The 25,185-nt window shown below is 58.3% G+C and carries 26 protein-coding genes and 1 pseudogene; 18 read left to right on the top strand and 9 right to left on the bottom strand.

Going from position 1 to position 25,185, the window contains the following annotated elements:
- Nucleotides 1–261, top strand: a pseudogene (locus AB5Y48_RS05880) (alpha-amylase family glycosyl hydrolase); the annotation flags it as partial.
- 215 nt (nt 262–476) lie between these two features.
- On the opposite strand, the gene AB5Y48_RS05875 reads toward AB5Y48_RS05880, so the two are convergent.
- Nucleotides 477–1,079 (bottom strand): hypothetical protein, encoded by a 603-nt coding sequence (locus tag AB5Y48_RS05875; RefSeq protein WP_136613855.1) that lies wholly within the window; start codon nt 1,077–1,079, stop codon nt 477–479.
- A 204-nt stretch (nt 1,080–1,283) separates the two neighbouring features.
- On the opposite strand from AB5Y48_RS05875, the gene AB5Y48_RS05870 reads away from it, so the two are divergent.
- Entirely contained in the window at nt 1,284–2,999 is a 1,716-nt protein-coding gene (locus tag AB5Y48_RS05870; protein ID WP_368163982.1) for an NAD-dependent malic enzyme, read from the top strand.
- A gap of 27 nt (nt 3,000–3,026) precedes the next feature.
- Here the strand turns inward: AB5Y48_RS05870 and AB5Y48_RS05865 are convergent, their stop codons facing one another.
- A complete protein-coding gene (locus tag AB5Y48_RS05865; protein WP_082634786.1) occupies nt 3,027–3,368 on the bottom strand; it encodes an RT0821/Lpp0805 family surface protein in 342 nt (113 codons plus the stop codon).
- A 6-nt stretch (nt 3,369–3,374) separates the two neighbouring features.
- Entirely contained in the window at nt 3,375–4,451 is a 1,077-nt protein-coding gene (locus AB5Y48_RS05860; protein ID WP_082177840.1) for a Hint domain-containing protein, read from the bottom strand.
- Nucleotides 4,452–4,733: 282 nt separating this feature from the next.
- Between AB5Y48_RS05860 and AB5Y48_RS05855 the strand changes: the two genes are divergently transcribed.
- Entirely contained in the window at nt 4,734–5,972 is a 1,239-nt protein-coding gene (locus AB5Y48_RS05855) for a uracil-xanthine permease family protein (RefSeq protein ID WP_050664631.1), read from the top strand.
- Between the two features lie 56 nt (nt 5,973–6,028).
- Here the strand turns inward: AB5Y48_RS05855 and AB5Y48_RS05850 are convergent, their stop codons facing one another.
- Nucleotides 6,029–6,955: a hydrogen peroxide-inducible genes activator gene (locus tag AB5Y48_RS05850; RefSeq protein ID WP_050664632.1), complete on the bottom strand. Its 927-nt coding sequence runs from the start codon at nt 6,953–6,955 to the stop codon at nt 6,029–6,031.
- Between the two features lie 147 nt (nt 6,956–7,102).
- On the opposite strand from AB5Y48_RS05850, the gene AB5Y48_RS05845 reads away from it, so the two are divergent.
- Entirely contained in the window at nt 7,103–7,705 is a 603-nt protein-coding gene (locus tag AB5Y48_RS05845; protein WP_050664633.1) for a peroxiredoxin C, read from the top strand.
- Nucleotides 7,706–7,760: 55 nt separating this feature from the next.
- On the opposite strand, the gene AB5Y48_RS05840 is transcribed toward AB5Y48_RS05845, so the two are convergent.
- The 4 genes from AB5Y48_RS05840 to AB5Y48_RS05825 are packed head-to-tail and all read right to left on the bottom strand — an operon-like array spanning nt 7,761 to nt 10,088.
- Nucleotides 7,761–7,907, bottom strand: a complete 147-nt coding sequence (locus AB5Y48_RS05840; protein ID WP_136613850.1) for a hypothetical protein — start codon at nt 7,905–7,907, stop codon at nt 7,761–7,763.
- The gene (locus tag AB5Y48_RS05835; RefSeq protein WP_368163981.1) at nt 7,904–8,578 is read right to left on the bottom strand and encodes a M15 family metallopeptidase; all 675 of its coding nucleotides are present in this window, start codon (nt 8,576–8,578) and stop codon (nt 7,904–7,906) included. The genes AB5Y48_RS05840 and AB5Y48_RS05835 overlap by 4 nt, the downstream gene beginning before the upstream one ends.
- Nucleotides 8,575–9,702: a succinyl-diaminopimelate desuccinylase gene (dapE, locus tag AB5Y48_RS05830; protein ID WP_368163980.1), complete on the bottom strand. Its 1,128-nt coding sequence runs from the start codon at nt 9,700–9,702 to the stop codon at nt 8,575–8,577. Before dapE ends, AB5Y48_RS05835 begins: the two co-directional genes overlap by 4 nt.
- Nucleotides 9,703–9,707: 5 nt before the next feature.
- The gene (locus AB5Y48_RS05825; protein WP_368163987.1) at nt 9,708–10,088 is read right to left on the bottom strand and encodes an ArsC family reductase; all 381 of its coding nucleotides are present in this window, start codon (nt 10,086–10,088) and stop codon (nt 9,708–9,710) included.
- Between the two features lie 239 nt (nt 10,089–10,327).
- Between AB5Y48_RS05825 and AB5Y48_RS05820 the strand changes: the two genes are divergently transcribed.
- From AB5Y48_RS05820 to AB5Y48_RS05795, 6 genes are all read left to right on the top strand, one after another.
- Complete coding sequence (locus AB5Y48_RS05820; protein WP_368163979.1) at nt 10,328–12,031, top strand: recombinase family protein; 1,704 nt, start codon at nt 10,328–10,330, stop codon at nt 12,029–12,031.
- Nucleotides 12,028–12,987, top strand: a complete 960-nt coding sequence (locus tag AB5Y48_RS05815) for a hypothetical protein (protein ID WP_368163978.1) — start codon at nt 12,028–12,030, stop codon at nt 12,985–12,987. The genes AB5Y48_RS05820 and AB5Y48_RS05815 overlap by 4 nt, the downstream gene beginning before the upstream one ends.
- A gap of 379 nt (nt 12,988–13,366) precedes the next feature.
- Entirely contained in the window at nt 13,367–13,504 is a 138-nt protein-coding gene (locus tag AB5Y48_RS05810; RefSeq protein ID WP_219263743.1) for a hypothetical protein, read from the top strand.
- Nucleotides 13,505–13,616: 112 nt separating this feature from the next.
- The gene (locus tag AB5Y48_RS05805) at nt 13,617–14,162 is read left to right on the top strand and encodes a recombinase family protein (RefSeq protein ID WP_368163977.1); all 546 of its coding nucleotides are present in this window, start codon (nt 13,617–13,619) and stop codon (nt 14,160–14,162) included.
- Between the two features lie 77 nt (nt 14,163–14,239).
- Complete coding sequence (locus tag AB5Y48_RS05800; protein ID WP_134984411.1) at nt 14,240–15,178, top strand: hypothetical protein; 939 nt, start codon at nt 14,240–14,242, stop codon at nt 15,176–15,178.
- A gap of 3 nt (nt 15,179–15,181) precedes the next feature.
- The gene (locus AB5Y48_RS05795) at nt 15,182–15,772 is read left to right on the top strand and encodes a hypothetical protein (protein ID WP_179903533.1); all 591 of its coding nucleotides are present in this window, start codon (nt 15,182–15,184) and stop codon (nt 15,770–15,772) included.
- A 173-nt stretch (nt 15,773–15,945) separates the two neighbouring features.
- On the opposite strand, the gene AB5Y48_RS05790 is transcribed toward AB5Y48_RS05795, so the two are convergent.
- Nucleotides 15,946–16,866: a LysR family transcriptional regulator gene (locus tag AB5Y48_RS05790; RefSeq protein ID WP_368163976.1), complete on the bottom strand. Its 921-nt coding sequence runs from the start codon at nt 16,864–16,866 to the stop codon at nt 15,946–15,948.
- 470 nt (nt 16,867–17,336) lie between these two features.
- Between AB5Y48_RS05790 and ndk the strand changes: the two genes are divergently transcribed.
- From ndk to bamB, 8 genes are all read left to right on the top strand, one after another.
- The gene (ndk, locus tag AB5Y48_RS05785; protein ID WP_050664638.1) at nt 17,337–17,765 is read left to right on the top strand and encodes a nucleoside-diphosphate kinase; all 429 of its coding nucleotides are present in this window, start codon (nt 17,337–17,339) and stop codon (nt 17,763–17,765) included.
- Nucleotides 17,766–17,911: 146 nt separating this feature from the next.
- Nucleotides 17,912–19,015, top strand: coding sequence for a bifunctional tRNA (adenosine(37)-C2)-methyltransferase TrmG/ribosomal RNA large subunit methyltransferase RlmN (locus AB5Y48_RS05780; RefSeq protein ID WP_050664639.1), 1,104 nt, complete (start codon nt 17,912–17,914; stop codon nt 19,013–19,015).
- 28 nt (nt 19,016–19,043) lie between these two features.
- On the top strand, nt 19,044–19,823 hold the full coding sequence (gene pilW / locus AB5Y48_RS05775) for a type IV pilus biogenesis/stability protein PilW (RefSeq protein ID WP_050664640.1): 780 nt from the start codon (nt 19,044–19,046) through the stop codon (nt 19,821–19,823).
- Entirely contained in the window at nt 19,813–20,730 is a 918-nt protein-coding gene (locus AB5Y48_RS05770; RefSeq protein ID WP_368163975.1) for a RodZ domain-containing protein, read from the top strand. Before pilW ends, AB5Y48_RS05770 begins: the two co-directional genes overlap by 11 nt.
- 7 nt (nt 20,731–20,737) lie before the next feature.
- The gene (ispG, locus tag AB5Y48_RS05765; protein ID WP_050664716.1) at nt 20,738–21,853 is read left to right on the top strand and encodes a flavodoxin-dependent (E)-4-hydroxy-3-methylbut-2-enyl-diphosphate synthase; all 1,116 of its coding nucleotides are present in this window, start codon (nt 20,738–20,740) and stop codon (nt 21,851–21,853) included.
- A gap of 134 nt (nt 21,854–21,987) precedes the next feature.
- Nucleotides 21,988–23,265 carry a histidine--tRNA ligase gene (gene hisS / locus AB5Y48_RS05760; RefSeq protein ID WP_368163974.1) on the top strand — a complete coding sequence of 426 codons (1,278 nt, stop codon included), beginning with the start codon at nt 21,988–21,990 and terminating at the stop codon, nt 23,263–23,265.
- Between the two features lies 1 nt (nt 23,266).
- Nucleotides 23,267–23,917 (top strand): tetratricopeptide repeat protein, encoded by a 651-nt coding sequence (locus AB5Y48_RS05755; protein WP_136613843.1) that lies wholly within the window; start codon nt 23,267–23,269, stop codon nt 23,915–23,917.
- A complete protein-coding gene (gene bamB, locus AB5Y48_RS05750) occupies nt 23,910–25,094 on the top strand; it encodes an outer membrane protein assembly factor BamB (protein WP_050664643.1) in 1,185 nt (394 codons plus the stop codon). The genes AB5Y48_RS05755 and bamB overlap by 8 nt, the downstream gene beginning before the upstream one ends.
- The last annotated feature ends 91 nt before the right edge of the window (nt 25,095–25,185 follow it).

Below are 25,185 nucleotides of genomic sequence, written 5' to 3'. Positions count from 1 at the left end.
CTGCTCGCCTGCATGGCCTATGTGGAGCTCAACCCCATTCGCGCCAAACTCGCCGACCGACCCGAGGAGAGCGACTACACCAGCATCAGCCAGCGTCTCGGCCGTGCCCAAACCACCGAGTTGCCACCCCTGCTGCTGCCGTTTGCCAAGCAGGTGAAGCTGTTCAAACGAAGCGGCATTCGGGCCATTGGTCACGGCGTGGCGCGAGAGCGTTACGCCCAGCACTGCGGGCAGCGACGGTGTCATCAGCCAGCTGACTGAATTCGCCCCGATACAGTGTTTGAAGTTGTATGGTGATTAGGTTCACCAAGTAACTGGCTTTGTGCGAGCCGGCGAGCGCCGAGATTCCGGCTGACTTGGGCCTGCCTTTCTGATGATTTCCACGTAGTGATCAACACAGAATCCCCTCACGGGGGTGATCAGCAAACGTCTTTACTGTAACGATGGATGTCCCAAATTAGTCCCAAATTAGAGAATCATTTCAGTAGCGCCTCCAGCATGGGGGTGTGGTACTGGGTGAGCCCCTTCTTGCGAAGCGTCTCGGCGCTGTAGAGGGTGATGCCCTCTTGCCGATGGCAGAGTTCCTGATAGTGGCGATATCGACACTGGTGATAGAGGGCGGAGTCCTGCATGACCTGGCGGCCGATAAGGCAAAAGATGGCTATCCCCATGGCCAGGCTGCCCATCTGATCCCAGGTCTGCGGTGGAATGACCCCGAGACGGGCAGCCTGGATCCCGCTGAGGGCCAGTAGCCCCATACCACATAAGAGCTTTAGCAGGGCCAAATTCGTCAACTTGTTGGCCATCACAGTGGGTGAGAAGAAGTAGACCTCGCTCAGGTGGCTAAGAGGTTCGTTAAACACGATCCCGCGCATATTGATGGTGGTCTCCACCGTGGTGATGCCCCTTCGCAAGAGATGCGCCTCTTCCCAACGGGTCACCCAGGCACACAGAGCGACAGGGTAGATGACCAGAATGATGGCGAAGTAGAGGGGCAGGGCGCTCAGACCCATCGTCATGGCGAGCAGGGAGAGGGCGATCAGAATATAGGGTTTGAGTGCATTCCAGAGAATGTGCATAAAAAAAACGAAAGTGGAGAAAAGGGGCCATTTTGGGAAGCAGGATTGGCTGCGTCTATACCCGTTCAAGGTGTTGTCAGATGAAGCGTCACCGGCTTTATGCCCGGGCTCACAAAACCGGCCATACAAACGTCATATGATTGATTTCATTATGAGTCTTGCTCTTCGGGCTGCGAGCCCATCACCCAAAACAAGAGAATGACTATGGCAACTGGACAATATCTGCTCTGGAAGGATGCAGAGGGCAATGCGTTTCGTCCCGTCTCCCTGACCGGCACCGATCTGCTCAATAACCGCTACCTCAACAAGGGCACCGCCTTCACCGAGCAGGAGCGCGCCGATTTCGACCTCGATGGCCTGCTGCCGCCCCAGGTTCAGACCTTCGAGGCCCAGCTCGAGCGGGTCTATGAGGGCTTCAAGAGCGCCTGTAGCGACATCGAGAAGTATCAGAACCTGCGAGCACTGCAAGACAGAAACGAGACCCTCTTCTACGCCCTGCTGTCGCGTCACGTGGAGGAGATGACCCCCTATATCTATACCCCGACTGTCGGCAAGGCGTGTCAGGAGTTCAGCCACCGCTTCCAGAAGCCGCGCGGTCTCTATATCACACCGGGCAATGTGGATGACATGGGCAGTCAGGCTCGTCATTTCGACGCCAAGTCGATCCGCATCATCGTAGTCACCGACAGCCAGGGGATCCTGGGTATCGGCGATCAGGGGGTCGGCGGCATGGGTATCCCCATCGGCAAGCTCTCCCTCTATACCCTGGCTGCCGGCATTCATCCTGCCTGCTGTCTGCCCATTGCCCTCGACGTGGGCACCGACAACCAGACGCTGCTCGATGATCCCATGTATCTGGGTCAGCCGCACAAGCGGATCCGTGGCAAGGAGTATGAAGCCTTCATCGACAAGTTTGTTCAGGGGGTGCGTCGCCACTTCCCCAACGCCGTGCTGCAGTGGGAGGACTTCAGCAAGTCCAACGCTTTTGACAATCTGGCTCGCTATCAGCAGGCGCACCCCTCGTTTAACGATGACATTCAGGGCACAGGGGCCGTGGTGCTGGCCGGCATCATTGGTGCCGTCAAGGCCAAGGGAGAAACCCTGGCCCACCAGAATTACCTGGTCTATGGCGCCGGCGCCGGTGGGGTGGGGGTGGCCGATCAGATCTGCGCCGGTCTCATTCGCGAGGGGCTCGATCCCCAGGCGGCGCGCGATCGCATCTATATCCTCGACACCCAGGGGTTGGTGTGTGACAACCGCGAGGGGCTCGATGAGTACAAGCGCCGCTACGCCAAGTCGGGTACCCTGCTGGCCAAGTGGCAGACGGAACAACCGGGCCGGGCGAATCTCGCCGATGTGCTGCGCCATGTGCCCATCACCGTGTTGCTGGGCACCAGCGGATCCGGTGGCGCCTTTGAGGAGCAACACATTCAGCTGATGCTCGAGCACAGCGAACGCCCCATGGTCTTCCCCCTCTCCAACCCCACCGCCAACTGTGAGGCGCTGCCCGAGGATATCTACCGCTGGAGCCAGGGGCGCGCCATCGTTGCCACCGGCAGCCCCTTCGCACCGGTTGAATATGAAGGAAAGCAGGTGCGGATCGGTCAGGGTAACAACGTCTTCATCTTCCCGGGGGTGGGGCTGGCCGCCATTGTCGGGCAGGTACGCGAGATTACCCCCGACATGTTCACCACCGCAGCGTTTGCCCTCTCGGAGTGCGTCGCCATCAAGGATCTGGAGCAGGGTACCGTTTACCCGCCGATCCGCGATCTGCGCGCCATCTCGGTTCATGTGGCAACCGCCGTGCTCAGAGAAATCGTGCGCCGGGATCCGGGTCATCCGTTGATCGGCCAGGATCTCGAGCAGCATCTCCTCAGCCATATGTGGGAGCCCCTCTACCTGCCTTATCGCAAGGTGTGACCTGACAAGGGATGGCTCATGCCATCCCTATCCTCGCAGGGGGAGCCAGCGCCCGCTATGATGGCGGCAGGCGGTATCCTGCCAAGTCTGATGGCGAGTACCGATGTAGAGATCTTCCCGGTAGTCGCGACAGTAGAGGCCACTTTGTTGGCGGAACGTCCGAAGGGGAGTGATGCTACCAAAGTGGCGGTTCTCTACATTGCTCCAGGTGAGCGTCTCCCCTTTGGAACGCTCCTGCAGCGCTTGTTGCAATGTCTGGTTGGCAAGGCGTACATCCGCCTCATTCATCTCCTGATACAGGGGAGGCTGATTTTGATTGGCACATGCTGCCAGCCAGAGAGTCAGTAATGGGATCAGCGTTCGCATCATCTTCTCCTATTGCTTAAAACCGCTCTCGAGCGCTTGCCTTTCCTGCTCATCGTCGAGGGTACCATCTCCCCTCAGCTTATTGCCGCCGGCGTCGAGGTCGCTGCCGTTATCGTCGAGGGTGCCATCCCCCCTTAATGTGTTGCCGTTGGCATCGATGGCTTCGCCGGGATTATCTGCTAACCCATTGCCGAGTCCGCGGCCAGCCGCGTGACGTGCTCCTCCTCCATGGCGTTCACCACCGGCGTGGTGTTCACCGCCAGCATGGTGCTCGCCTCCTGCATGTTCCCCTTCGCCATGGGTGCCGTCATCGTGACCGTCATGATGACTGCCGCCATCGCTGTCGCTTCCTCCTCCGTCACTGCCACTGCTGCCGCCATCGCTGTCGCTTCCTCCGCCGTCACTGCCGCTGCTGCCGCCATCGCTGTCGCTTCCTCCTCCGTCACTGCCACTGCTGCCTCCACCACCGCCTTCACCATCTTTGTTATGGACCACGAGATCCTGGGCGAAATAGGTGTGGTCGCCATCCAGCCTGAGGTTGAATAGCGGGGTGAGAGGGTCAGTCTTGAGCTGATAGAGGGTGGTGAGCGGGATCTCGTCAGGCTCCGGTGAGAGGGCGAGAGCCCCCTCTTCACAAGCCTGTGAGCTCCAACCTTGCAACACCATGCCACAAAGCAGGGGGCGCACGTTCAGGCTTCGATTTTCCTGTCGGGTCATGGCGGGATGAATGGCTGCCCAGCCATGTCGGGTCAGGAAGGGGTGTTCGGCCGTAAAAAACGGCGCCAGCCCATTGAGGCCGTAGAGTAGCCGGTTACCCAGTATGACGTACTCCACCGCCAGGACTCGGTTACTCCTTCCTGTGGCGGACATCACCCGATCACCGGCGCGCAGGGTCGCAATTGCCCTGCGTGAGCCATCGCTCATTCGCACCTGGGTGTCGCCGGTAAAACAGCACTTGGCAAAGGCCGCATTGGGTTGCCAGTGTCCCTGCTCGAAGTCATAGGTGACCGGCATCGCGTAGAGGGCCAAGGCGATTGCACCACTGAGTAACAAATGGCGCCGAGACAGGGGGTGACGGGTTTTCATGACATATCCTCACCTCTGCAGAGTCGTAACCTGGAGTATAGGAGAGGAGGGAAAGATCACTGGGTGGCAGCAAAACGATTGGCAAGTGAGATTAAAGTGCGTAAAATCGCGTTCTCGATGCTTGCAGCAACGAATCCCCTCCAAAATAGCGGTTTCATGCCCCCCACAAGCAGGAAGTGATGGTCATTCAGGCAATGATGCCGATGCACATCACGAAAAATTCCTGAGTCGAATAGAAAAATGATGTTTTTAACATCTTCGACGAAAAATCCAAGGATGCACATGTTTTCCCACATAAAGCAAAGTGTCGCCGGGCTCCAGATCCTGTTCGTGGCCTTTGGCGCCATGGTGCTGGTGCCCCTGCTGACCGGACTCAACCCCTCGATGGCGCTGCTTGGCGCCGGTGTCGGCACCCTCTTGTTCCAGCTCTGCACCCGTCGCCAGGTTCCCATCTTCCTTGGCTCCAGCTTCGCCTTTATCGCTCCCATCATCTATGCCACCCAGACCTGGGGACTGCCCTCCACCATGTTTGGGCTGTTTGCCGCCGGTTTCATGTACTTCATTCTGGCCGGCATCATCCGGGTGCGTGGCATGGGACTGGTAAACCGCCTGTTGCCTCCCGTGGTCATTGGCCCCGTGATCATGGTGATCGGTCTGTCGGTGGCCCAGGTGGCGTGCAACATGGCCATGGGCCGCGCCGGTGGCGAGCAGGTGATGCCCCTCTCCACCGCCCTGACCCTGGCCGGCATCTCGCTGGCCGTGACCCTGATCGCCGCCGTCTTCTGCAAGGGCTGGGTCAAGCTTATCCCGATCTTGAGCGGTGTGGTGGCGGGCTATGTGGCCGCCGTGTTGATGGGAGAGGTGAACTTCGACGGTATGGTGAGCGCCCCCTGGCTGGCCATGCCCCACTTCGTGACTCCCGAGGTCAACTGGGCCGCCGCTCTGTTTATGTTGCCGGTGGCCATCGCCCCTTGCATCGAGCACATCGGCGGCGTGCTGGCCATCGGTGGTGTGACAGGCAAGGATTACACCAAGGAGCCGGGTCTGCATCGCACCCTGGCCGGTGATGGCTTCGGCGTCTGCTTCGCCGGCCTGATCGGTGGTCCCCCCGTCACCACCTATGCCGAAGTGACCGGCGCCGTGATGATCACCCGCAACTTCAACCCGGTGACCATGACCTGGGCCGCCGTGTTTGCCATCATCCTGGCCTTCTTCGGCAAGTTCAACGCCCTGCTCACCTCCATCCCCATGCCGGTGATGGGGGGTATCATGTTGCTGCTGTTCGGATCCATCGCCGCCATCGGTCTCAAGACCCTGGTCGAGTCCAAGGTAGATCTGGGTCTGGCGCGTAACATCGCCATCGTCGCCATCACCCTGACCGTCGGCATCGGCTCTCTGGAGATGAAGATCGGTGACTTTGCCCTGGCCGGTGTCGGCCTGGCATCGATTGCCGCCATCTTGCTCAACCTCATCCTGCCGATGCACTCCGAGCAGGGGGAGATGGCCTCGGCCCGCGACTAAGCGAGATGAGTGCCAATGCAAAGAAGCCACCTCAGGGTGGCTTCTTTCGTTAGGGGTCAGGCAGGTACGACCTCTTGACTGGTCGGACAGACAAGGGGCTTGAGCAGCTCGGCCAACTTGTAGAAGGTCTGCACCCGGGTGGTGCTGGGGCGCCAGACCAGGCCAATCTCCCGGGAGGCCTGCTCCCCCGGCGGCTGGATGGCGATGAGATCGCTGTTGTTGAGGATACCTGCATCGATGGCCATCTGCGGCAGGAAGGTGGTGCCAAGGCCGGCGCCAACCATCTCGACCAGGGTGTGCAGGCTGGTGGCCGCAAAGGGGTTGATCTTATCCTTGTCACGCAGGCGGCAGGCGCTGACCGCATGATCGGTCAGGCAGTGCTCCCGCTCGAGCAGGAAGATGCTCTGGTTGGGCAGCTCGCGATAGTCGAGCGGCATGTGCAGGCGGTCGGCCATCTCCTGGCGCATCACCATCTTGAAAGGATCGCTGCCGACCGACTTGCAGTGAAAACCGCCCACGTCGATGGGCAGGGCCAGGATCAGCAGATCCAGCTCCCCTTGCTCGAGCAGCTTGAGCAGGTTGGCGGTGGTGTCTTCGCGCAGCAGCAGCTCCAGCTCGGGATAGCTCTGTCCACACGCCTTGACCAAGCGGCTCAGGAGGAAGGGGGCTATGGTGGGAATGCAACCCAGGCGAATCATCCCCTGCATCACCCCGCCCTGATGCTGCCCCAGCTCCATCATGTCGCGGGCATCGGAGAGCAACCTGCGCGCCCGCTCGACGATCTCGCTGCCGATGGGGGTCATGATGAAGCTCTTGTGATCCCGCTCGACCAGTTGCAGGTTCATCATCTCTTCGAGGTTCTGGATGCCGGTACTGAGGGTGGATTGGCTCACATGGCATGCCTTGGCGGCACGGTTAAAGTTCTTCTGCTCGTCCAGGGCGACGAGGTACTGCAGCTGTTTCAGGCTTGGCCAACGTTGCATAGAGTAAACCGATTAATGCTATCTAAATAATTCCATTTCACTAATTTAACACCGGGACTATATTATTGTCCCGGTCAACGTTGAGTCGCTTCAAACGAAACATGGCTCGGCGTATGAATCGCAACTCTAATCGATGAGGATACGAATATGGTACTGGTAGGCCGTCCCGCTCCCGATTTTACCGCCGCCGCCGTCATGGGTAGTGGCGAAATCGTCGACAGCTTCAATCTCTCTTCCCATATCAAAGGCAAGCCGGCAGTTCTGTTCTTCTATCCCCTGGACTTCACCTTTGTCTGCCCCTCCGAGCTCATCGCCTTCGATCACCGCTATGCCGAGTTCAAGGCCCGTGGTGTAGAAGTGATCGGCGTCTCTATCGACTCTCAGTTCAGCCACAACGCCTGGCGTAACACCAAGATCGAAGACGGTGGCATCGGCCCGGTGAAGTACCCGCTGGTTGCCGACGTCAAGCACGACATCTGCAAGGCCTATGACGTAGAGCATCCGGAGGCCGGTGTTGCCTTCCGTGGCTCCTTCCTGATCGACAAGGATGGCGTCGTGCGTCATCAGGTCGTCAACGATCTGCCGCTGGGCCGTAACATCGACGAGATGCTGCGCATGGTCGATGCCCTGCAATTCCACGAAGAGCACGGCGAAGTGTGCCCGGCTCAGTGGGAGAAGGGTAAGCAGGGTATGCAGGCTTCCACCGAAGGCGTGGCCAAGTACCTCAAGGAAAACGCCTCCAGCCTGTAAGGCTTGCGAGACGAAAAACCGGAGCCATGGGCTCCGGTTTTTTTATGGACGAAGGTCAATCCTCCTCATCGTCCTTGACCTCGCGGATCTTGTCCTTGTATTTGGGCAGCTCCTTCTCAAGGCGACGCATATCTTTGATTGCGTTAAGAAAGACCCCAAGTACAAAGAGCAGGGGGATGCCAATCCACAGCCACAGGTTCATCGCTCCTCCTCCCCGCTGATGGCGCAGTGGCGCTCGATGATCTCATCGAGTCGGTCCAGGATCAGCGCCTTGCCTTCAATGTCGCTCATGGCCAGCCGTTTGGCCAGCACATGGCGGTCGATTTGCAGGCCCCGGGCAAGGGGGGCATGGCTCAGATGCCAGGGCTCGTAGGCCACTCTCCCCCGGGTTCCACGATAGGGAAGAAAGAAGCCGAACTCCCCCATGTGCGCCTGCAGCCAGAGGGAGAGTTCGGCAAACCAGCCTCCTGCCTCATACTCCCAGGCCTCCAGTTGCAGCCCTGTGCCCTCGGGCAGGCGGTCGGGGTCATAGATGTCGAGATCCGTGCCCCAGTGGTGGCGGCTGATGCCGGGCAGAGCGCTCCAGCGCAGGATCGCCTCGAGTTTCTGCTCGTTGCTGAGGGTGGTCACGTCGAGCTGCTCTCCCTGTGCGCCAAGCAGGGGCCGCTCACCGCGCCACTTGCCGTTCCAGATGAGGAGCTGGCGCTCGAAACTGCGCCAGCTCGAGGCCGGCTGCAGATTGTGACCCTGGGCGCTGGCCGCCTGCTGCATGGCGGCGAAGGCGTGAGCCGTCTCCGGGGCCAGGCGGTGGGGGCCACTCCCCAGCAGGATAAGATGCTGGTCATCGATGCCGATCAACTGCTCCGGGGTCATGCCAGCAGGCGCTCCAGCACGCCCTGGTACATGTCGGCCAGCAGATCCAGATCGCTTGCCTTGATGCATTCGTTGACCTTGTGGATGGTGGCATTGACCGGCCCGAGTTCGATCACCTGGGCGCCGGTCGGGGCGATGAAGCGCCCGTCCGAGGTTCCCCCCGTGGTCAGCAGCGCGGGACGTTGGCCGTTGACCGCATCGATGGCGGCCACGGTGGCGTCGAGCAGGGCGCCGGTGTCGGTCAGGAAGGGCTCGCCGGAGAGGGTCCAGCTCAGCTCGTAATCGAGTCCATGGCGAGCCAGCAGGCTGTCGACCCGCTCCTTGAGCCCCTCGGCGGTCGACTCGGTGCTGAAGCGGAAGTTGAACTGCACGCTGAGTTCGCCCGGAATGACGTTGGAGGCGCCGGTGCCACCGCCGATATTGGCGATCTGGAAGCTGGTGGGGGGGAAGAAGTCGTTGCCCTGATCCCACTCGGTGGCGGCCAGCTCGGCCAGGGCCGGCGCCGCACGATGGATCGGGTTATCCGCCAGGTGGGGGTAGGCCACATGCCCCTGTACCCCCTTGACCAGCAGATCGCCGGTGAGTGAACCACGGCGGCCGTTTTTCACCACGTCCCCCACCTGGGCGGTGGAAGAGGGCTCACCGACGATGCACCAGGTGATCTTCTCGTCACGCGCCTCGAGGGTCTCGATCACGCGTACCGTGCCGTTGATAAAGGGCCCCTCCTCGTCAGAGGTGATGAGGAAGGCAATGGAGCCAGGGTGCTCCGGGTGCGCGGCGACGAAGCGCTCCACCGCCACCACCATGGCCGCGAGGGAGCCCTTCATGTCGGCGGCGCCGCGACCATAGAGCATGCCCTCCTCGAGGGTTGGCTCAAACGGCGGGGTGCGCCACTTCTCCAGGGGGCCGGCCGGCACCACGTCGGTGTGGCCGGCAAAGCAGAAGAGGGGACCATCATTGCCGCGGCGTGCCCAGAGGTTGGTGGTGTCTTCGAACACCATGGGTTCGAGTACGAAACCGAGGGCGGCGAGGCGCTCGCCCATCAGGGTTTGGCACCCCTCGTCGAGGGGGGTGACGGAGGGGCGGCGGATCAACTCCTTGGCCAGCTCGATGACATCAGACATCGGGGTCATCCTTGGGTATGAAACAGGGTTTGGTATTGCTCGGCCTTGAAGCCGAGATGGAAGGCGTCCCCCAGTTGCAGCACGGGGCGCTTGATCATGGCCGGTTGGGCCAGCATCAGGGCACGAGCGCGCTCCCGGTCGAGATCGGCCTTTTGGTCATCGGGCAAGGCGCGGAAGGTCGTGCCACGGGTATTGAGCAGGGCCTCCCAGCCGAGGGTGTCGAGCCAGCCATCCAGCGCCGCCTCATCGAGGCCATCGGCGCGCACATCGTGAAAGCGGTAGTCGATGCCGGCCGCCTCCAGCCACTTGCGGGCCTTCTTGATGGTGTCGCAGTTTTTAGGGGAAATGCCGTAAAGTACAACTTTACATTCGCTCTTGTTTTCCATGGGGTTCACCGTGTTCCGTTTGATGGGCAGTAGCATACAGGCGATCACCATGCAGGGAAACGTAGCTGCGGGAGGTCGGTCATCAGCCGGGATAGCTCACTATAGTGGTCATCAGCATTAGGTCAAAAATAACCAATTTGATTATTGATGAAAGTGCCTTTTCGATGATAGCCTCATCTTACCTTAGTTTTCCACCTTGTTTACCTGCTGTGTGGGCAGTTAAAACCAGAGGATTTGTCATGAGCCATCCCCCGAAGGCGTACTCCTACATTCGATTCAGTACCCCTAAACAAGCCCAAGGTGATAGCTATCGTCGTCAGCTTGCAAAGGCCAAGGAGTACTGTACAGAGCACAATCTAACGCTGGTGGAGGATACGATTGACGACCGTGGGGTCAGTGCATTCCGTGGCGCTAACATGATGGAAGGTGCGTTAGGTCGTTTCTTGGAGGCAGTGAAGAGCGGAGTGATTGAGCAGGGGTCTTACCTGCTGGTTGAATCAGTGGATCGCCTGAGTCGACAGGCGGTGGAGGAGGCTTTGGGACAGTTCCTTGGCCTCATCAATGCAGGTGTCGTTGTCGTTACGCTTGACGACAAGGCTGTGTATCGCAAAGGGCAAGTTGAGACGCAAAACCTGCTGCTCTCTATCATGTTTATGGTTCGTGCGAACAACGAGTCAGAAACTAAGAGTGATCGCAGTCGTGAGGCTTGGGAAAAAGGTCGTAAACAGGCCAGAGAAAACAATAAGGTGATGAAAAACTCCCGCTTGCCATCATGGCTGGAATGGGAGGAGGGTAGGATCGTTCCCATAGCCGAACGAGTTGCCATTGTGAATGAAATGTTTGAGATGGCCAAATCAGGCTGCGGCTATGAGCAAATTGCCAAGGCTTTCAGGAGTAAGGGATACAAGACCTTCGGTAAGATGACTGACTGGCGTCCGGCTGGGATTCAGGCTGTCATCAAGAGTCGAGCGGTTATCGGCGAATTCCAGCCGCATATCATCGAGAAGGGTGAGCGGATCCCTGATGGGGAACCAATAGTCGGCTATTACCCCGCGATAGTGAGCAGGTCTTTATTCAAGGATGTGCACCACATTATCAGTCAGAGAAACAACCATAGTGGTTCCTACCGTAAAGGACGGTTTAACAACCTTTTCAGCGGTGTGCTTCGCTGCCAGTGTGGAGAGCCTCTTCGTTTCAACAACAAGGGAAAAGCAGGAAGCCCCCGAAATTACCTCATTTGCCCTATGCGTCAGGTTGCAGGATGCAAGTTACCTAACCTGCTCCATGAGAAGATTGAACTTCAGTTGTTACAAGCGGCTAGCTTGTTATCAGATGTCATGAAACAAAGACGGCCTGAGGATGCCAAGACAGTAGCACTCAAAGAGGAATTGGCTGAGCTTCAAATGCAGCTTGAAATTGGGATCAAGAAGAGAAAAAAGGCAGCCGAATCCATGGTGGACAACGATGATGACGCTGATTTTCGTGAGATATTTCTATCACATAAAGCGAATTGCCAAGCGTTAGAAGAGCACATAGCTCAGCTTGAAAGCGAAATCATGGATAGAGAGCTATCACAAAAAACGCTGGGTCGGTTGATTCAACCTAAGGACTTGAAAAGCACAGAGCAACGACAACAATTCAATGCTCAACTGAAGGCTGTTTTACAAGAAATCAGGCTTCACTATGACGGTTTTGATCTGGCTGCTGTGTTTAAGGACATTGATGGCTCAATCGTACTTGAGCAGGCTTTTAAGCCCAAGCTGGCAGGCAGTAGCGTTAGAGATCTCAGCGGGGAGGAGTTGTTAAGGACAACCTCGGAAGAGCCCTACATTGATGCTGCGTGGGTGAAGGGCGAGATCGAGGAATATGATCTCCACCGGAAAGATGTGTCCAGCGGTCTGGATGATGAGTTCGAGGATTTGAGTTTACAAGAGTCAAAGTGAAGGCATTACAAGGGGAGTTTGGCGTGGTAGGTATCTTTGTTGGGCACCATTCACAGGGGATCATCGACCCAAGAGCATTGCTGTCACAGATACCTGGCTTCAATGGGCGTTACAGTCAGTACGTCAGGCGGGCAATCGCCAACCTCCGGCAGGTGCAGGGGCTCGACCTGCCGGAGATTCCCGAACCCGGTAATGGATTGGGGACGTGGACTCCCTTACAAGCCTTGGCTGTGTTGACCTATGGCCCCAGCTTTCACCTGAACGCAGTGTTGATAGCGGAAATCGAGCGGTTGACCGGACAATCATTACCACGAGAGGAAGGTCAGAGCCGCTATGAGGCAGCATTTTACACAGAGTACCTAGTGTCGCTGTGTGCTTATTTTGAAGAACAGCAGCCGGGTTTGCGCATCGAAGTGATCCCGCAATTCTCTTGCGGCCCCTACCGAATAGATTTCCGAGTCGATTTGCAGTGGTTCGACCTAGACGGAAAGTATTTTGACAAACCGATCCGGCAGGAGGTGTACTTGCTGGAGTTTGATGAAGCCTATCATCTGGAGCCAGCGAACCGCCAAGCAGACCACCAGCGTGATGCCTACATCGAGCAGCAGACGGGCCTCAGACCGCTCAGGATACGGCACGAGGAACAAGAGCTGTGGGCCACCATCTGTCGTGCTCAGGGATGCATCCTAAGCGTGGAGGAGTACCTGCAAGGGCTGTTGATGGCTATGGCAGAGCCGGGCGATGGCCGACATCTTGATATCACGCGAGATTCTGCCCAGAGTGCTTATACCTGCGATCCAGCCGGGTATCTACGATATCCAGCTCAGCCGGGACGAGACCTTAAAGCGATAGCAGAGCGGCTTGGCTGGCGGTTGAGTCAGAGGCATAGCGGTAATCTGGCCTATCACCGTCTAACCCCGCCGCGAGTGACGGCCAATCGACACATTTTGGGGTGATGTGTCTGGTCAATTTGAGTCTCACCGACACATCCAACAACGTGTTCATGGGCTTTTCGGCGGCATGTGTCTGGTGTGTCGCCTGTTCCAGCCCGATATAGATACCCGTTTTGTTACTCAGAGACTTATCTATTTACTGCACCGAGGGGGGAGCCTACGAGCCACCCGAAGGAGACAAATCAAGAAGATGGCAACGATCCCGCCCGGTTGATTGCCCGGCAAAAATAATCCCAAACCCCACCAGCACAAGGAAAACGAGCAGGCAACATTCAGACCCTACGCCGGTATAAGCGAGATGGAGATCTACACCATAGGAGAACCCCATGGAATACATCACATCTGGCCCCTTGTCGGGAGCCATCCAGCAAGGAGAAGGCGTATGAATGAGCAGCAAGGAAACCCGTTACTGAAAGCGTTGGAGGCGGCACTGCTGGCAGCCTTAGGCGTCCTCATCAAGGAGGCCGTCAACTCGATGCAGACACCGCCGACCCCGCCGAAGGAGCCGGACGCTCAATAGACCATGCCCGTGTGACAGACCGGAAGCCCCTCGGCAACCCCTGTCACACGGGTTGGTTTTCGAGTTTTGACACGTTTTTCTTGCAGGGTCTTGAGCCTATTGGGAGGCCATCATGGCAATCATCGGGTATGCCCGTGTCTCGACCACGGGGCAATCGCTGGAGCAGCAACTGGCAGCTCTGGCGGGGTGCGAAAAAGTCTTTAACGAGAAGGTCAGCGGTAGCAAGACGGATAGGCCGCAACTACAGGCAATGCTCGAATTCGTCCGCTCTGGAGACGTGCTAAAAGTGACAAAATTGGATCGTCTGGCCCGGAACACCCGGCACTTGCTGGAGATCACAGACCAGCTACACGCCAAAGGGGTAACATTGCAGATCCAGAATCTGGGCATCGACACGGCCACTCCGACAGGCAAGCTGATGCTGACGATGATCGGAGCTATCGCCACGTTCGAGCGGGAAATCATGCTGGAGCGTCAGGCGGAAGGGATCGCCTTGGCAAAGGCAAAAGGGGTCTACAAGGGCCGGAAGCCGACAGCTATGGAGAAGCGTGATGAAGTGCTGTATTTGGTTTCACAAGGACAACCAAAAGCTGCGATAGCTAGACGTTTAGGGATTAGCGGTTCAAGTGTGCATCGTATCGTTAAGGGCTCCATGTAGCCCTTATAGTTTGCTTTCCATAGCTTTTACATGGATATACACTTGCCCAACCATTAACTTTTTGGAACGGATACAGAATGCTGCTTGATGACTATAGTCGCTATGTGATTGATTGTGAGCTAGAAATGGGGCGGATTCCCAAAGATGCTCCAGATATGCCCCTGAGAAAATGCTTGCCATTTTTCATCAAGCTGATTGATAGCGGTAAAGCTGTATACCCGTTTAACAATGAAAAATCAGTCTTACGCATCATTAGTTATGATGTATCTGATCCGAATGCTCTTACGCTGCTTTTCCAGTTGTCTGATAGCGGTGTTTCCGACCCTGCGTTTGCAAAACTTGCTACTGGTGAATCACGAGTAGTGAAAAAAGGTGATGGTGAGGGAGTGGCAGCAACGGCACATCTCGTAATTGCTCTTGATCCAATAAATGCTTCATTTTCAGACATTTACGCCGCTGTTTTTGAGGAGGTTCCCGGAGTCACGAAGACGCTGATCGGTGCCTGTATGACATCTTTCATGGCGGATGCTGTATCACTTGAGTTTGAACGAGTTAACGGTAGTAAACGCTCTACGGTTAAATGTCGACCTAGCATTTCATTGCAGCCATTAGCAGGCCAAAGTATTTCTGATTGCTTAAAAGATGGCTGGCTGTTGGGGTTCACTGTAGTGCAAAAGTCAAAGAATGCTGTTTTGGATGATGATGGAGACTTGAGGGTCGAAGAAACTCGGCTGATGATCAAAACGCCAAAAACTCGTGCAGAAAAAGCAATGGCATTAGTGAGAAAAACAGTAGGTCATTTTCAAAATACCGAGTACACAGGGCTACGTTTGATGTACGAGGATGGTGATAAACGGAGAAAAGGAATTCAATTGGATGCGAGACGAGATGATTACCTTGCATCTAGCTTTGTGAGGACAGAGCATGTTGTTCTGTCAGAACAAATTCTGCATTGCCAAGACTCAATTCATCCAGATCTTAATCATAAGATGTTGAAAATACTTAAGAAAAGGTGATTTATGTTTGTCGTGGATAAGCTCTTAAAGCCGCTGCACTATGTGTTGATATCGAGCACCGAGAAAAGGTGGTTCGATTTTGGCTTACCGCTGATTTTTGCCGCGATGAGCATTCTGGTGATTTACGTTTTTCTGCCACAACCGATTTCATTTATCGGAAAAGACAGCATCATTTCTCTATCAAATGGGATTTTGCAGATATTATCTGGTTTTTACATTGCTTCAATGGCTGCTGTGGCAACCTTTAACCGTGAGGGCATGGATGATCTCATGGAAGGGTCTGATAGACCCAAATTGCGTGGTTTAGCTCTGAGCAGACGCAGTTTCCTGAGTTACCTATTTGGTTATCTTGCATTCATGAGCATTGCAATGTACTTCGCTGGTGGCTTGGTACAGTTAGCGTCAGGAACAATACATAGCTTCTGCATAGAGTATCCTTTTTGGAAAATGGTTCTAGCGACACTCTATCTCTTAACTCTTTGGAATATATTGTTCACGACGGTTTTAGGAATGCACTTCCTGATTGATAGGATTCATCGTTCGAAACCCGAGATGATTATTGGAGATGGTCAGAAAGACGATGAGAAACAGTAGCTTTTGAGTCTTTAGCCCGAGCCTAGCTTGGGCTTTTTTGTATCATTAATTCGGCATTTTCAACAATAATATCTCGCAGTTCTTGATCCCGTACATCACCACTTGCATTGTGTTCTCCACTTACTCTCCTCGAAGCGACCGATTCTGGCATCGGCAGGGCGGCCAGGCAACCGTCACACGGTCTGCAGATCGGCGCACCAGCGTCTTAGTCTGCCCGAGAACCAGTTAAGCAGTGCGTCTCCTTCATCCCGCCGGTGGCGGATCTGGCTGATGGCAAAGCGTGGCAGCGGGAAGAGGGTCGCTATCTCGGTCAGCTCCAGATGCTCCATCAGGGGGGCGAGCACCCGGGCTGGCGAGGTGAGCAGCAGCCCCGAGCGAGAGAGGATAAAGGGAGCCGAGAGAAAACTCTGCACGATGAGCTGGGTGTGACGTTTGAACCCCTCCCTGAGCAGGATCTCGTCGAGGACGCCCCCCTCCGAGCCACGCGGGGCAACCAGCAGGTGATCGGCGTTGGCAAAGGCCTCGTAGTCGATCCGCTGGCCCGCGCAGGGGTGCTGCCTGCTGGCGACACAGATCAGCCGGTCCTCGAGCAGGCGAATCTGCTCGAAGCGGCTGGGCACCTCATCTTGCTTGGTAATGACCATGCTCACCGTGCCCTCGTCGAGCAGGCGCTCATAATCGGCACCGAGGGGCATGATATGAAGGGTGAGGTGAGGGGCCTCCTGATGGAGCTGCTCGATGAGGCCGGGCAGGATCACGTACTCCATATAGGTGTGAGCGGCGATGCGCAGGGTACCGGTAAATTCGGTGGGCTCGGGCGGCGCCGGTGGGAGCAGGGTCTGCTCGACTGACTGCAATATCTCGCGCAGGGGTTGTCGCAGCAGCAGAGCCTTGGCGGTCGGCTCCATTCCCTGGGGGGTCCGCACCAGCAGGGGATCGTCATACATGGTGCGCAGCCGGGCCAGTGCACGACTCACGGCGGGTTGGCTCATGGCCAGTCGCTCGGCTGCCTTGGTGGTGTTGCACTCATCGAGCAGCACCTTAAGGATCACCAACAGGTTGAGGTCAAGTCCTCGTAAATTCGTTTTGTGCATAATGTAATGCTAATAAATCATTTCCTTAAGTGGGGACTCCACTTTAGTCTCTTTCACCGTCGAATGTCAGCATGGTTCCTTTGCGGCCTCTGCCGTGGAGGAGGTGTGATGGTCATCGCTCCCCAAGCGTGGTGCCGGGGAGTGGTGAGTCGACAGCCTGAACTCTTTCTCCGGGAAACCGGAGTGTTGCTTGCTTTACCCCGCCCAGTGGCGGGGTTTTTTCTGCGCTTCTCCCGGGCCCGCTGCTCGTCCCCTTTTCGATCTCTTTCACGATACCGATGCGCTATTCGTGTGCAATTGGCCGTTTTCTGGTATCAAGGAGTGGCATCACAGGTCGTGATGTTGTTCAAATGAGCTTCGATTTTAAGGAAAGGTTGAATTTTTGTGTGTTTTTCCGTTTTTTCTTTACGTATAATCGCGCCCGCAAACGGATTACAACAAGAACCCTCTGCAGTTAAGGAAAGAACATAATGGCTATCGAACGTACCTTCTCCATCGTCAAGCCGGATGCCGTCAGCAAGAACCTGATCGGTGCCATCTACAACCGTTTTGAAACCGCCGGCCTGCGTATTGTTGCCGCCAAGATGCTGCACATGACCCGTGAACAGGCCATGGGCTTCTATGCCGAGCACGAAGGTAAGCCCTTCTTCGAGGGTCTGGTCAACTTCATGACCTCCGGTCCCGTCATGGTACAGGTGCTGGAAGGCGAAGAGGCCATCCGCCGTCACCGCGAGATCATGGGTGCCACCAACCCGAAAGAGGCCCTGGCCGGCACCCTGCGCGCCTGCTTCGCCGAGAGCATCGATCGCAACGCCGTACACGGCTCCGACGCCCCGGCCTCTGCCGCTCGCGAGATCGCCTATTTCTTCGGTGACAACGAAATCTGCCCGCGCGGTTAATCCGGCGTGGTAACGAGGGGGGGAGCCTGGGCTCCCCCCCTTGCTTTTTCTCTATTCCCGGTTGTTCTGTGGGTGGAAAGGCACCACCATTATTTGTACAATGCCGCGCCCTTTTTACGGGGTCTGTCAATTTGTCTGAGGTTCTGATGAGCGAAATGAAAACCAACCTGCTGGATCTGGATCGCGATGCACTGCGCGCCTTCTTCGTCGAATTGGGCGAAAAGCCGTTTCGTGCCGATCAGGTGATGAAGTGGATCTATCACTTCGGTTGCGACGATTTCGATCAGATGACCAACGTCAACAAGGTGTTGCGCGAGCGCCTCAAGGCCATCGCCGAGATCCGCGCCCCCGAGATCAGCCGCGAGCAACGCTCCTCCGATGGCACCATCAAGTGGGCCCTGCAGGTGGGAGATCAAGAGGTCGAGACCGTCTACATTCCGGAAGAAGATCGCGCCACCCTGTGCGTCTCTTCCCAGGTGGGCTGTGCCCTCGAGTGCAAGTTCTGCTCCACCGCCCAGCAAGGGTTCAACCGCAACCTGCGGGTCTCCGAGATCATCGGTCAGGTGTGGCGTGCGGCCAAGGTCGTGGGGGGCAAGCGCCCCATCACCAACGTGGTGATGATGGGGATGGGTGAGCCCCTGCTCAACCTGGCCAACGTGGTACCGGCCATGAAGCTGATGCTCGATGACTACGGCTTTGGTCTCTCCAAGCGTCGGGTCACCCTCTCCACCTCCGGGGTGGTGCCGGCACTGGATCTGCTCGGCGAGCAGATCGACGTGGCGCTGGCCATCTCCCTGCACGCGCCCAACGACAAGCTGCGCTCCGAGATCATGCCGATCAACGATAAATACAACATTGAGGCCTTCCTCGCCGGCGTGCGCCGTTATCTGGAGAAATCCAATGCCAACCAGGGTCGCGTCACCGTGGAGTATGTGTTGCTCGATCATATCAATGATGACATGCAGCATGCCCATGAGCTGGCCCAGGCGCTCAAGGATACCCCGAGCAAGATCAACCTGATCCCCTTCAACCCTTTCCCGGGTAACCCCTATGGCAAGCCGAGCAACAGCCGGATCGATCGCTTCTCCAAGGTGCTGATGGAGTACGGTTTTACCGTGATCGTGCGAAAGACCCGGGGTGACGATATCGATGCTGCCTGCGGCCAACTGGTCGGCGATGTCATCGACCGTACCAAGCGCACCATGAAAAAGCGGATGCAAGAAGAGGGTATTTCCGTCAAAATGGTCTAATCTTCAAGCTCTTGCGTTGGGATGGACCATGGATAGTCGAATCCTGTTGATGGGGGCAGTGCTGGTGGCACTGCCCGCTTGTGTGACCGAAACCTCTTATGTCGGGCAAACCGGTACCCAGCATGAGGTGATGGGCCCCGATTACAAGGCGGCCGCCAAGACCCGTCTCGATCTCGGTCTGCAATACCTGCGCAAGGGCAATCCGGAACAAGCCAAGTTCAACCTCGACCGCGCCCTGCAATACGACGAAAACAACCCGGAAGTCTATCTGGGTTACGCCTACTTCTATCAGTCCGTGAAGGATTACACCGCCGCCGAGCGCAGCTATCGCAAGGTGCTCGAACTCGATCCCCATGCCGCCGATGCCATGAACAACTACGGTGCCTTCCTCTGTGCCCGTCAGCGCTACGATGAGGCGGATCAGATGTTCAATCGCACCGTGGTTGAGCCCGGCTACGCCAAGATCGCCGACACCTATGAAAATGCGGCGATCTGCGCGACACAAAGCGGCAAAAATGAGAAAGCGAGTGAGTACTATCGTCTGGCCTTGGGGTATAATCCGCGCAAACCGAGCCTGCTGTTGGATCTGGCCGATATCTCACTCACTCACAACAAGCCCGATGATGCCCAGGCCTATCTGACCCGATACGGGGAGGTGGCGGTGGAGAGTCCGGCCAGCTTGTGGTTGCGTCTTCGCCTCGCCCAATCTCTCGACAGGCCAGCCCAATTGCACCAGTATGGTTCGCAACTGGTTGAACAGTTTCCCAATTCGCAACAAGCCAAGCGTTACTTAGCCAATGACTACTGAACAGCAATTTGATTCCCAAGACTCCTCCCCGGTAGTTGGCCCAGGCCAGTTGCTGCGCACAGCCCGTGAAGCCATGGGTTGGAGCCGTGAGCAGGTCGCATCCCGCCTTCATCTTCGCCTTACCCTGATTGCGGCCATCGAGTCTGATACTTACGACAAACACACGTCACCCACCTTTATCCGCGGCTATCTGCGTACCTACGCCAAGCTGGTCGGTATCGAGGAGGGCAAGATCCTGGAAGCCTATGCCCATCTCGGCCTGGAGCCGGTGCAGGGCGTCAACATGCAGAGCTTCTCCAAGCGTACCCGCCGCGAGGCCAGCGACAGCCGGCTCAAGATCGTCACCTGGTTGGTGGTGCTGGCACTGGCGGGTCTGCTGGTGGCCTGGTGGTGGCAGGAGTCCAATCGCCGCGCAGCCGGTCAGGAGCAGCTCGCCGCCAGCGAGACGGCCGCCCCGGCCGAGGCCACACCCGCCGACCTGGTTCCGGCCGAAACGCCGTTGTTGCCTGCCGCCGAGCAGCCCCCGCTGAGCGATGTCAGCGAGGCCGAGGTCGCCGTCGGTGCGCCAGAGGATGGCGCAGCGAACAGTGATGCTCCGGTGGCCAGTGCGGCGACCGCTACCCAGTCCCCCGAGCCGGCCCCGGCCGACGAGCAGGGGAGTGCCGTGCCCCAGCTCAAGATGAGTTTCACTGCCGACTGCTGGCTGGATGTGAAAGATGCCAGTGGCAAGAGCCTGTTTAGCGGTCTCAAGCGCGCCAATGACGAGCTGCTGCTGGAAGGGAAGGAGCCCCTGCGCCTGCATATTGGCGCCCCCATGGCCATCCGTATTCAATACAAGGGGCAGGAGATCGACATGAGCCGTTACAACAACGGCCGTACCGCCCGTATGACCCTGCCGCAGGAGTAAGATGCCCATGTCTTCCCACGCATCTCCCATCGTTCGCCGCAAGTCCCGGCAGATCATGGTCGGCAATGTGCCGGTGGGGGGCGATGCCCCCATCACGGTGCAGACCATGACCAACACCAAGACCACGGATGTGGCCGCCACGGTCGAGCAGATCCGCCGTATCGAGCGGGTCGGTGCCGACATCGTGCGGGTCTCGGTGCCCACCATGGAGGCGGCCGAAGCGTTTCGCCTCATCAAGGAGCAGACCCGCATCCCCGTGGTCGCCGACATCCATTTCGACTACCGCATCGCCCTCAAGGTGGCCGAGTACGGTGCCGACTGCCTGCGCATCAACCCGGGCAATATCGGCAACGAGCAGCGTATCCGCGCCGTGGTCGACTGTGCGCGGGATCTCAACATCCCGATCCGTATCGGGGTCAACGGCGGATCGCTCGAGCGCGATCTGCAGGAGAAGTACGGTGAGCCGACCCCCGAGGCGCTGGTGGAGTCTGCCCTGCGCCACGTGGACTACCTCGACAAGCTGGACTTCCAGAACTTCAAGGTGAGCGTCAAGGCGTCCGATGTCTTCCTGGCGGTCGGCGCCTATCGCCTGCTGGCCCGGCAGATAGAGCAGCCCCTGCATCTGGGGATCACCGAGGCGGGCGGCTTCCGCGCCGGTGCGGTGAAGTCCTCCATCGGCCTTGGCATGTTGCTGGCCGACGGCATCGGTGACACCCTGCGCATCTCGCTCGCCGCCGATCCGGTGGAGGAGGTGAAGGTGGGCTTCGATATTCTCAAGTCCCTGCGCATCCGCTCCCGTGGCATCAACTTCATCGCCTGTCCCTCCTGCTCCCGTCAGGAGTTCGACGTCATCGGTACGGTCAACGAGCTCGAGCAGCGCCTCGAGGACATCATCACGCCCATGGATGTCTCCATCATAGGTTGTGTGGTGAACGGTCCCGGCGAGGCGCTGGTGTCGGATCTGGGGCTCGCCGGTGCGGCCAACAAGAGCGCCTTCTACGAGGGCGGACAGCGGGTCGACCGGCTCGATAACAAGGCGCTGGTGCCGGTGCTGGAGCAGCGTATCCGTGCCCGTGCCGCCATGCTGGATCCGAGCAACCAGATCCAGGTGGACGAGCGTTAATCCATGGCGGGCCACCTCGGGTGGCCCGTGCCGTTTCGAATGGTCGCTTTCTCGTCCCTCCAACCCGGTTTTACCTCGTGGGGGAAAGTCCCTATAATGCGGCCAATTTTCACGTCTTTTTCTTGAGTATCAACGTGGCAAAACAGATCCAAGCGATTCGCGGTATGAATGATTGCCTGCCGGAGCAGAGCCCGGCCTGGCAGAAAGTAGAAGAGATCCTGCGCCAGGTGATGGCCGGCTATGGCTACAGCGAGATGCGTATGCCCATCGTCGAGCAGACCCCCCTGTTCAAGCGTGCCATCGGTGAGGTGACCGACGTGGTCGAGAAGGAGATGTACACCTTCAGCGACCGTAACGACGAGAGCCTGACCCTGCGTCCGGAAGGGACCGCAGGGTGCGTGCGCGCCTGTATCGAGCACGGCCTCATCTATAACCAGGAGCGCCGGGTTTGGTACACGGGCCCCATGTTCCGCTACGAGCGTCCCCAGAAGGGTCGCTATCGCCAGTTCCACCAGTTTGGTGTCGAGGTGTTTGGCCTCAACGGCCCGGACATCGACGCCGAGCTTATCCTGCTCACCCATCGCCTGTGGCGCCTGTTTGGCATTGCCGATCATGTGACCCTGCAGCTCAACACCCTGGGCCAGAGCAGCGAGCGCGCTGCCTACCGGGATGCCCTGGTTGCCTTCCTCGAGCAGCATCAGGATCTGCTCGACGAGGACAGCCGTCGCCGCATGTACAGCAACCCTCTGCGGGTGCTCGACTCCAAGGACGAGCGGGTGCAGGCCCTGCTGGCCGACGCGCCGCGCCTGATGGATTACCTCGGTGAGGAGAGCCGTGCTCACTTCGAGGGGCTCAAGCGCCTGCTCGAGGCTGCCGGCATCGCCTATGAGGTGAACGAGCGCCTGGTGCGCGGCCTCGACTACTACAACTTGACCGTGTTCGAGTGGGTCACCAGCAGCCTGGGGGCCCAGGGCACCGTCTGTGGCGGTGGTCGCTATGATGGCCTGGTCGAGCAGCTCGGTGGCCAGGCTACTCCGGCGGTCGGTTTTGCCATGGGGATGGAGCGTCTGGTGTTGCTGCTCGAGACCCTCGAGCTCAACAAGGATGTGCGCCCCGCCGTCGACGTCTATCTCGCCATGGTGGGCGAGGGGAGCGAGACAGCCGGTTTCATGTTGGCCGAGCGCCTGCGCGATGCCCTGCCGACCCTGCGTCTGATGAACCACTGTGGTGGCGGCAACTTCAAGAAACAACTCAAGCGTGCCGACAAGAGCGGCGCGTCCATTGCCCTGATCCTCGGCGAGAGCGAGGTTCAAAATGGCGAAGTGACCATCAAGTATCTGCGTGGCCAGGCCGAGCAGGTGACCGTCAAGGTTGACGAGGCCATCGCTCTGCTGGCCGACAAAGGAGAGTAACGTGGAAGTCTATACCACCGAAGAACAACAGGTTGAGGCCATCAAGGGGTGGTGGAAGGAGAACGGCACCTCGATCGTCGCGGGTACCGTGCTGGGTCTGGCTGGCCTCTTTGGCTGGCGTTTCTACAACGATCACCAGCTCTCCAACATGCAGCAGGCCTCCGCCGAATACGGCAAGGTGACCATGGCCCTGGCCCAGGGTGACGAGAAGGCCTACGGGGAGGTCGAAGCCTTCATCAAGGCCAACCAGGGCGATGCCTATGGGGATCTCGCCGCGCTGGAGCTGGCCTCCGCCGCCGTCAAGGCGGGCAAGCTGGACCTGGCTGTCACCCAGCTGACCCCGATCGCCGACAAGAGCGATGCCGCCGTGCAGGCCATCGCCGCCGTGCGTCTGGCTCGTATCCTGGCCGAACAGGGCAAGGCCGATGAGGCCCTGGCTCGTCTGGCCAAGGTGCAGGATGAAGGATTCAAGGCCCAGGTGGCCGAGGTGCGCGGTGACATTCTGCTGGCCCAGGGCAAGCGGGAAGAGGCGCGCGATGCCTATCAAGCCGCTGCCGATGCGGGTGGCCTTCAGAGCAGCCCCGAGCTGCGCCTGAAGATGGATGATCTGGCCCTGCCGGCCCCAGCTCTGGATGAGAAGCAGGATGCGTAATCTGTTCAAGAAAGTGGTATTGGGAGCCGCCGTCTCCCTGGCCTTGCAGGGGTGCTCCCTGTTTAGCAGTGACGAAGACGTGAACCCCATGGCGCCGCTGCCGACCATAGAGTCTGCCTTCCAGGCCAAGACCGACTGGAGCAGCTCCATCGGTGGTGGTATCGGTGACTTCTACTCCCAACTGCGTCCCGCCATCAACGGGGACCGTATCTACGCCGCCTCCCGCGACGGAGACGTGACCGCCCTCGAGCGCGGTAATGGCAAAGAGGTGTGGAGCGTCGATCTGGGGGATCTCGAGATCAACGCCGACAAGCGCAGCGCCCGCCTCTCCGGCGGTCTGACCCTGGCCTATGGCAAGATCTTCCTCGGCTCCGAAAACGGGGTAGTCTATGCCCTGTCCGAGGAGAAGGGCGAGGTACTGTGGCAGGTCAATGTGCCCGGCGAAGTGGTGGCGAGCCCCGCCGTGGCCGACGGTCACGTGGTGGTGCTGACCACCTCGGGCCAGCTGATCGCCCTGGACTCCGAAGATGGCAAGCAGCTCTGGTCCCTCTCCGAAGAGCAGCCGCCCCTGACCCTGCGTAGCGCCGCGACCCCGGTGATCACCAACGGTGCCGTGCTCTACGGCCGCGCCGACGGGCGTGTCGGTATTGCCCTGCTGAGCAACGGCCAGCCGGTGCGTCAGTCCAAGGTGGCTGACCCGCGCGGTGCCACCGAGCTCGATCGCATGGTCGATGTGGACGCCACGCCCCTGGTGGCCGGTGATGAGCTCTACGCCATCGCCTACAACGGCCAGCTGGTCGCGCGCAAGCTGCTCTCCGGCGACGAGGTGTGGAAGCGCAAGTACTCTGCCTACCGCGACATGGCGGTAAGCGGCGCCGACATCTTTATCACCGATAGCCGCAGCCATCTGTTTGCGGTGGACAAGCGTAACGGTCTGGAGCTCTGGTCCAATACCAAGCTCGAGAACCGCACCGTGACCGCCCCCGTGGTACTGGGTGACTATGTGGTGGTCGGGGACGTGGAGGGTTACCTCTACTGGATCGATCGTTTCGATGGCACCATCAAGGCAATGCAAGAGCTCGACAGCAGCGGCCTCTATGCGGCGCCCCTGGTGGACGGGGATACACTCTATATCCAGAGCCGTAGCGGCAAGCTGTACGCCATCAAGCGTCCTTGACCGACCCCGAAGGTATGTTGACGGCTCCTGGTCTTCGGACCCGGAGCCTTTGTCGTCTTATCGAAGCCGCGTATGGCCCCTGGATAAGACC

The sequence above is a fragment of the Aeromonas sp. R6-2 genome (genome assembly GCF_040908155.1).
GTDB lineage: Bacteria > Pseudomonadota > Gammaproteobacteria > Enterobacterales > Aeromonadaceae > Aeromonas > Aeromonas schubertii.
The sequence above is the reverse complement of the archived record's forward strand: the minus strand, read 5'-3'. Positions and strand labels throughout refer to the sequence as shown.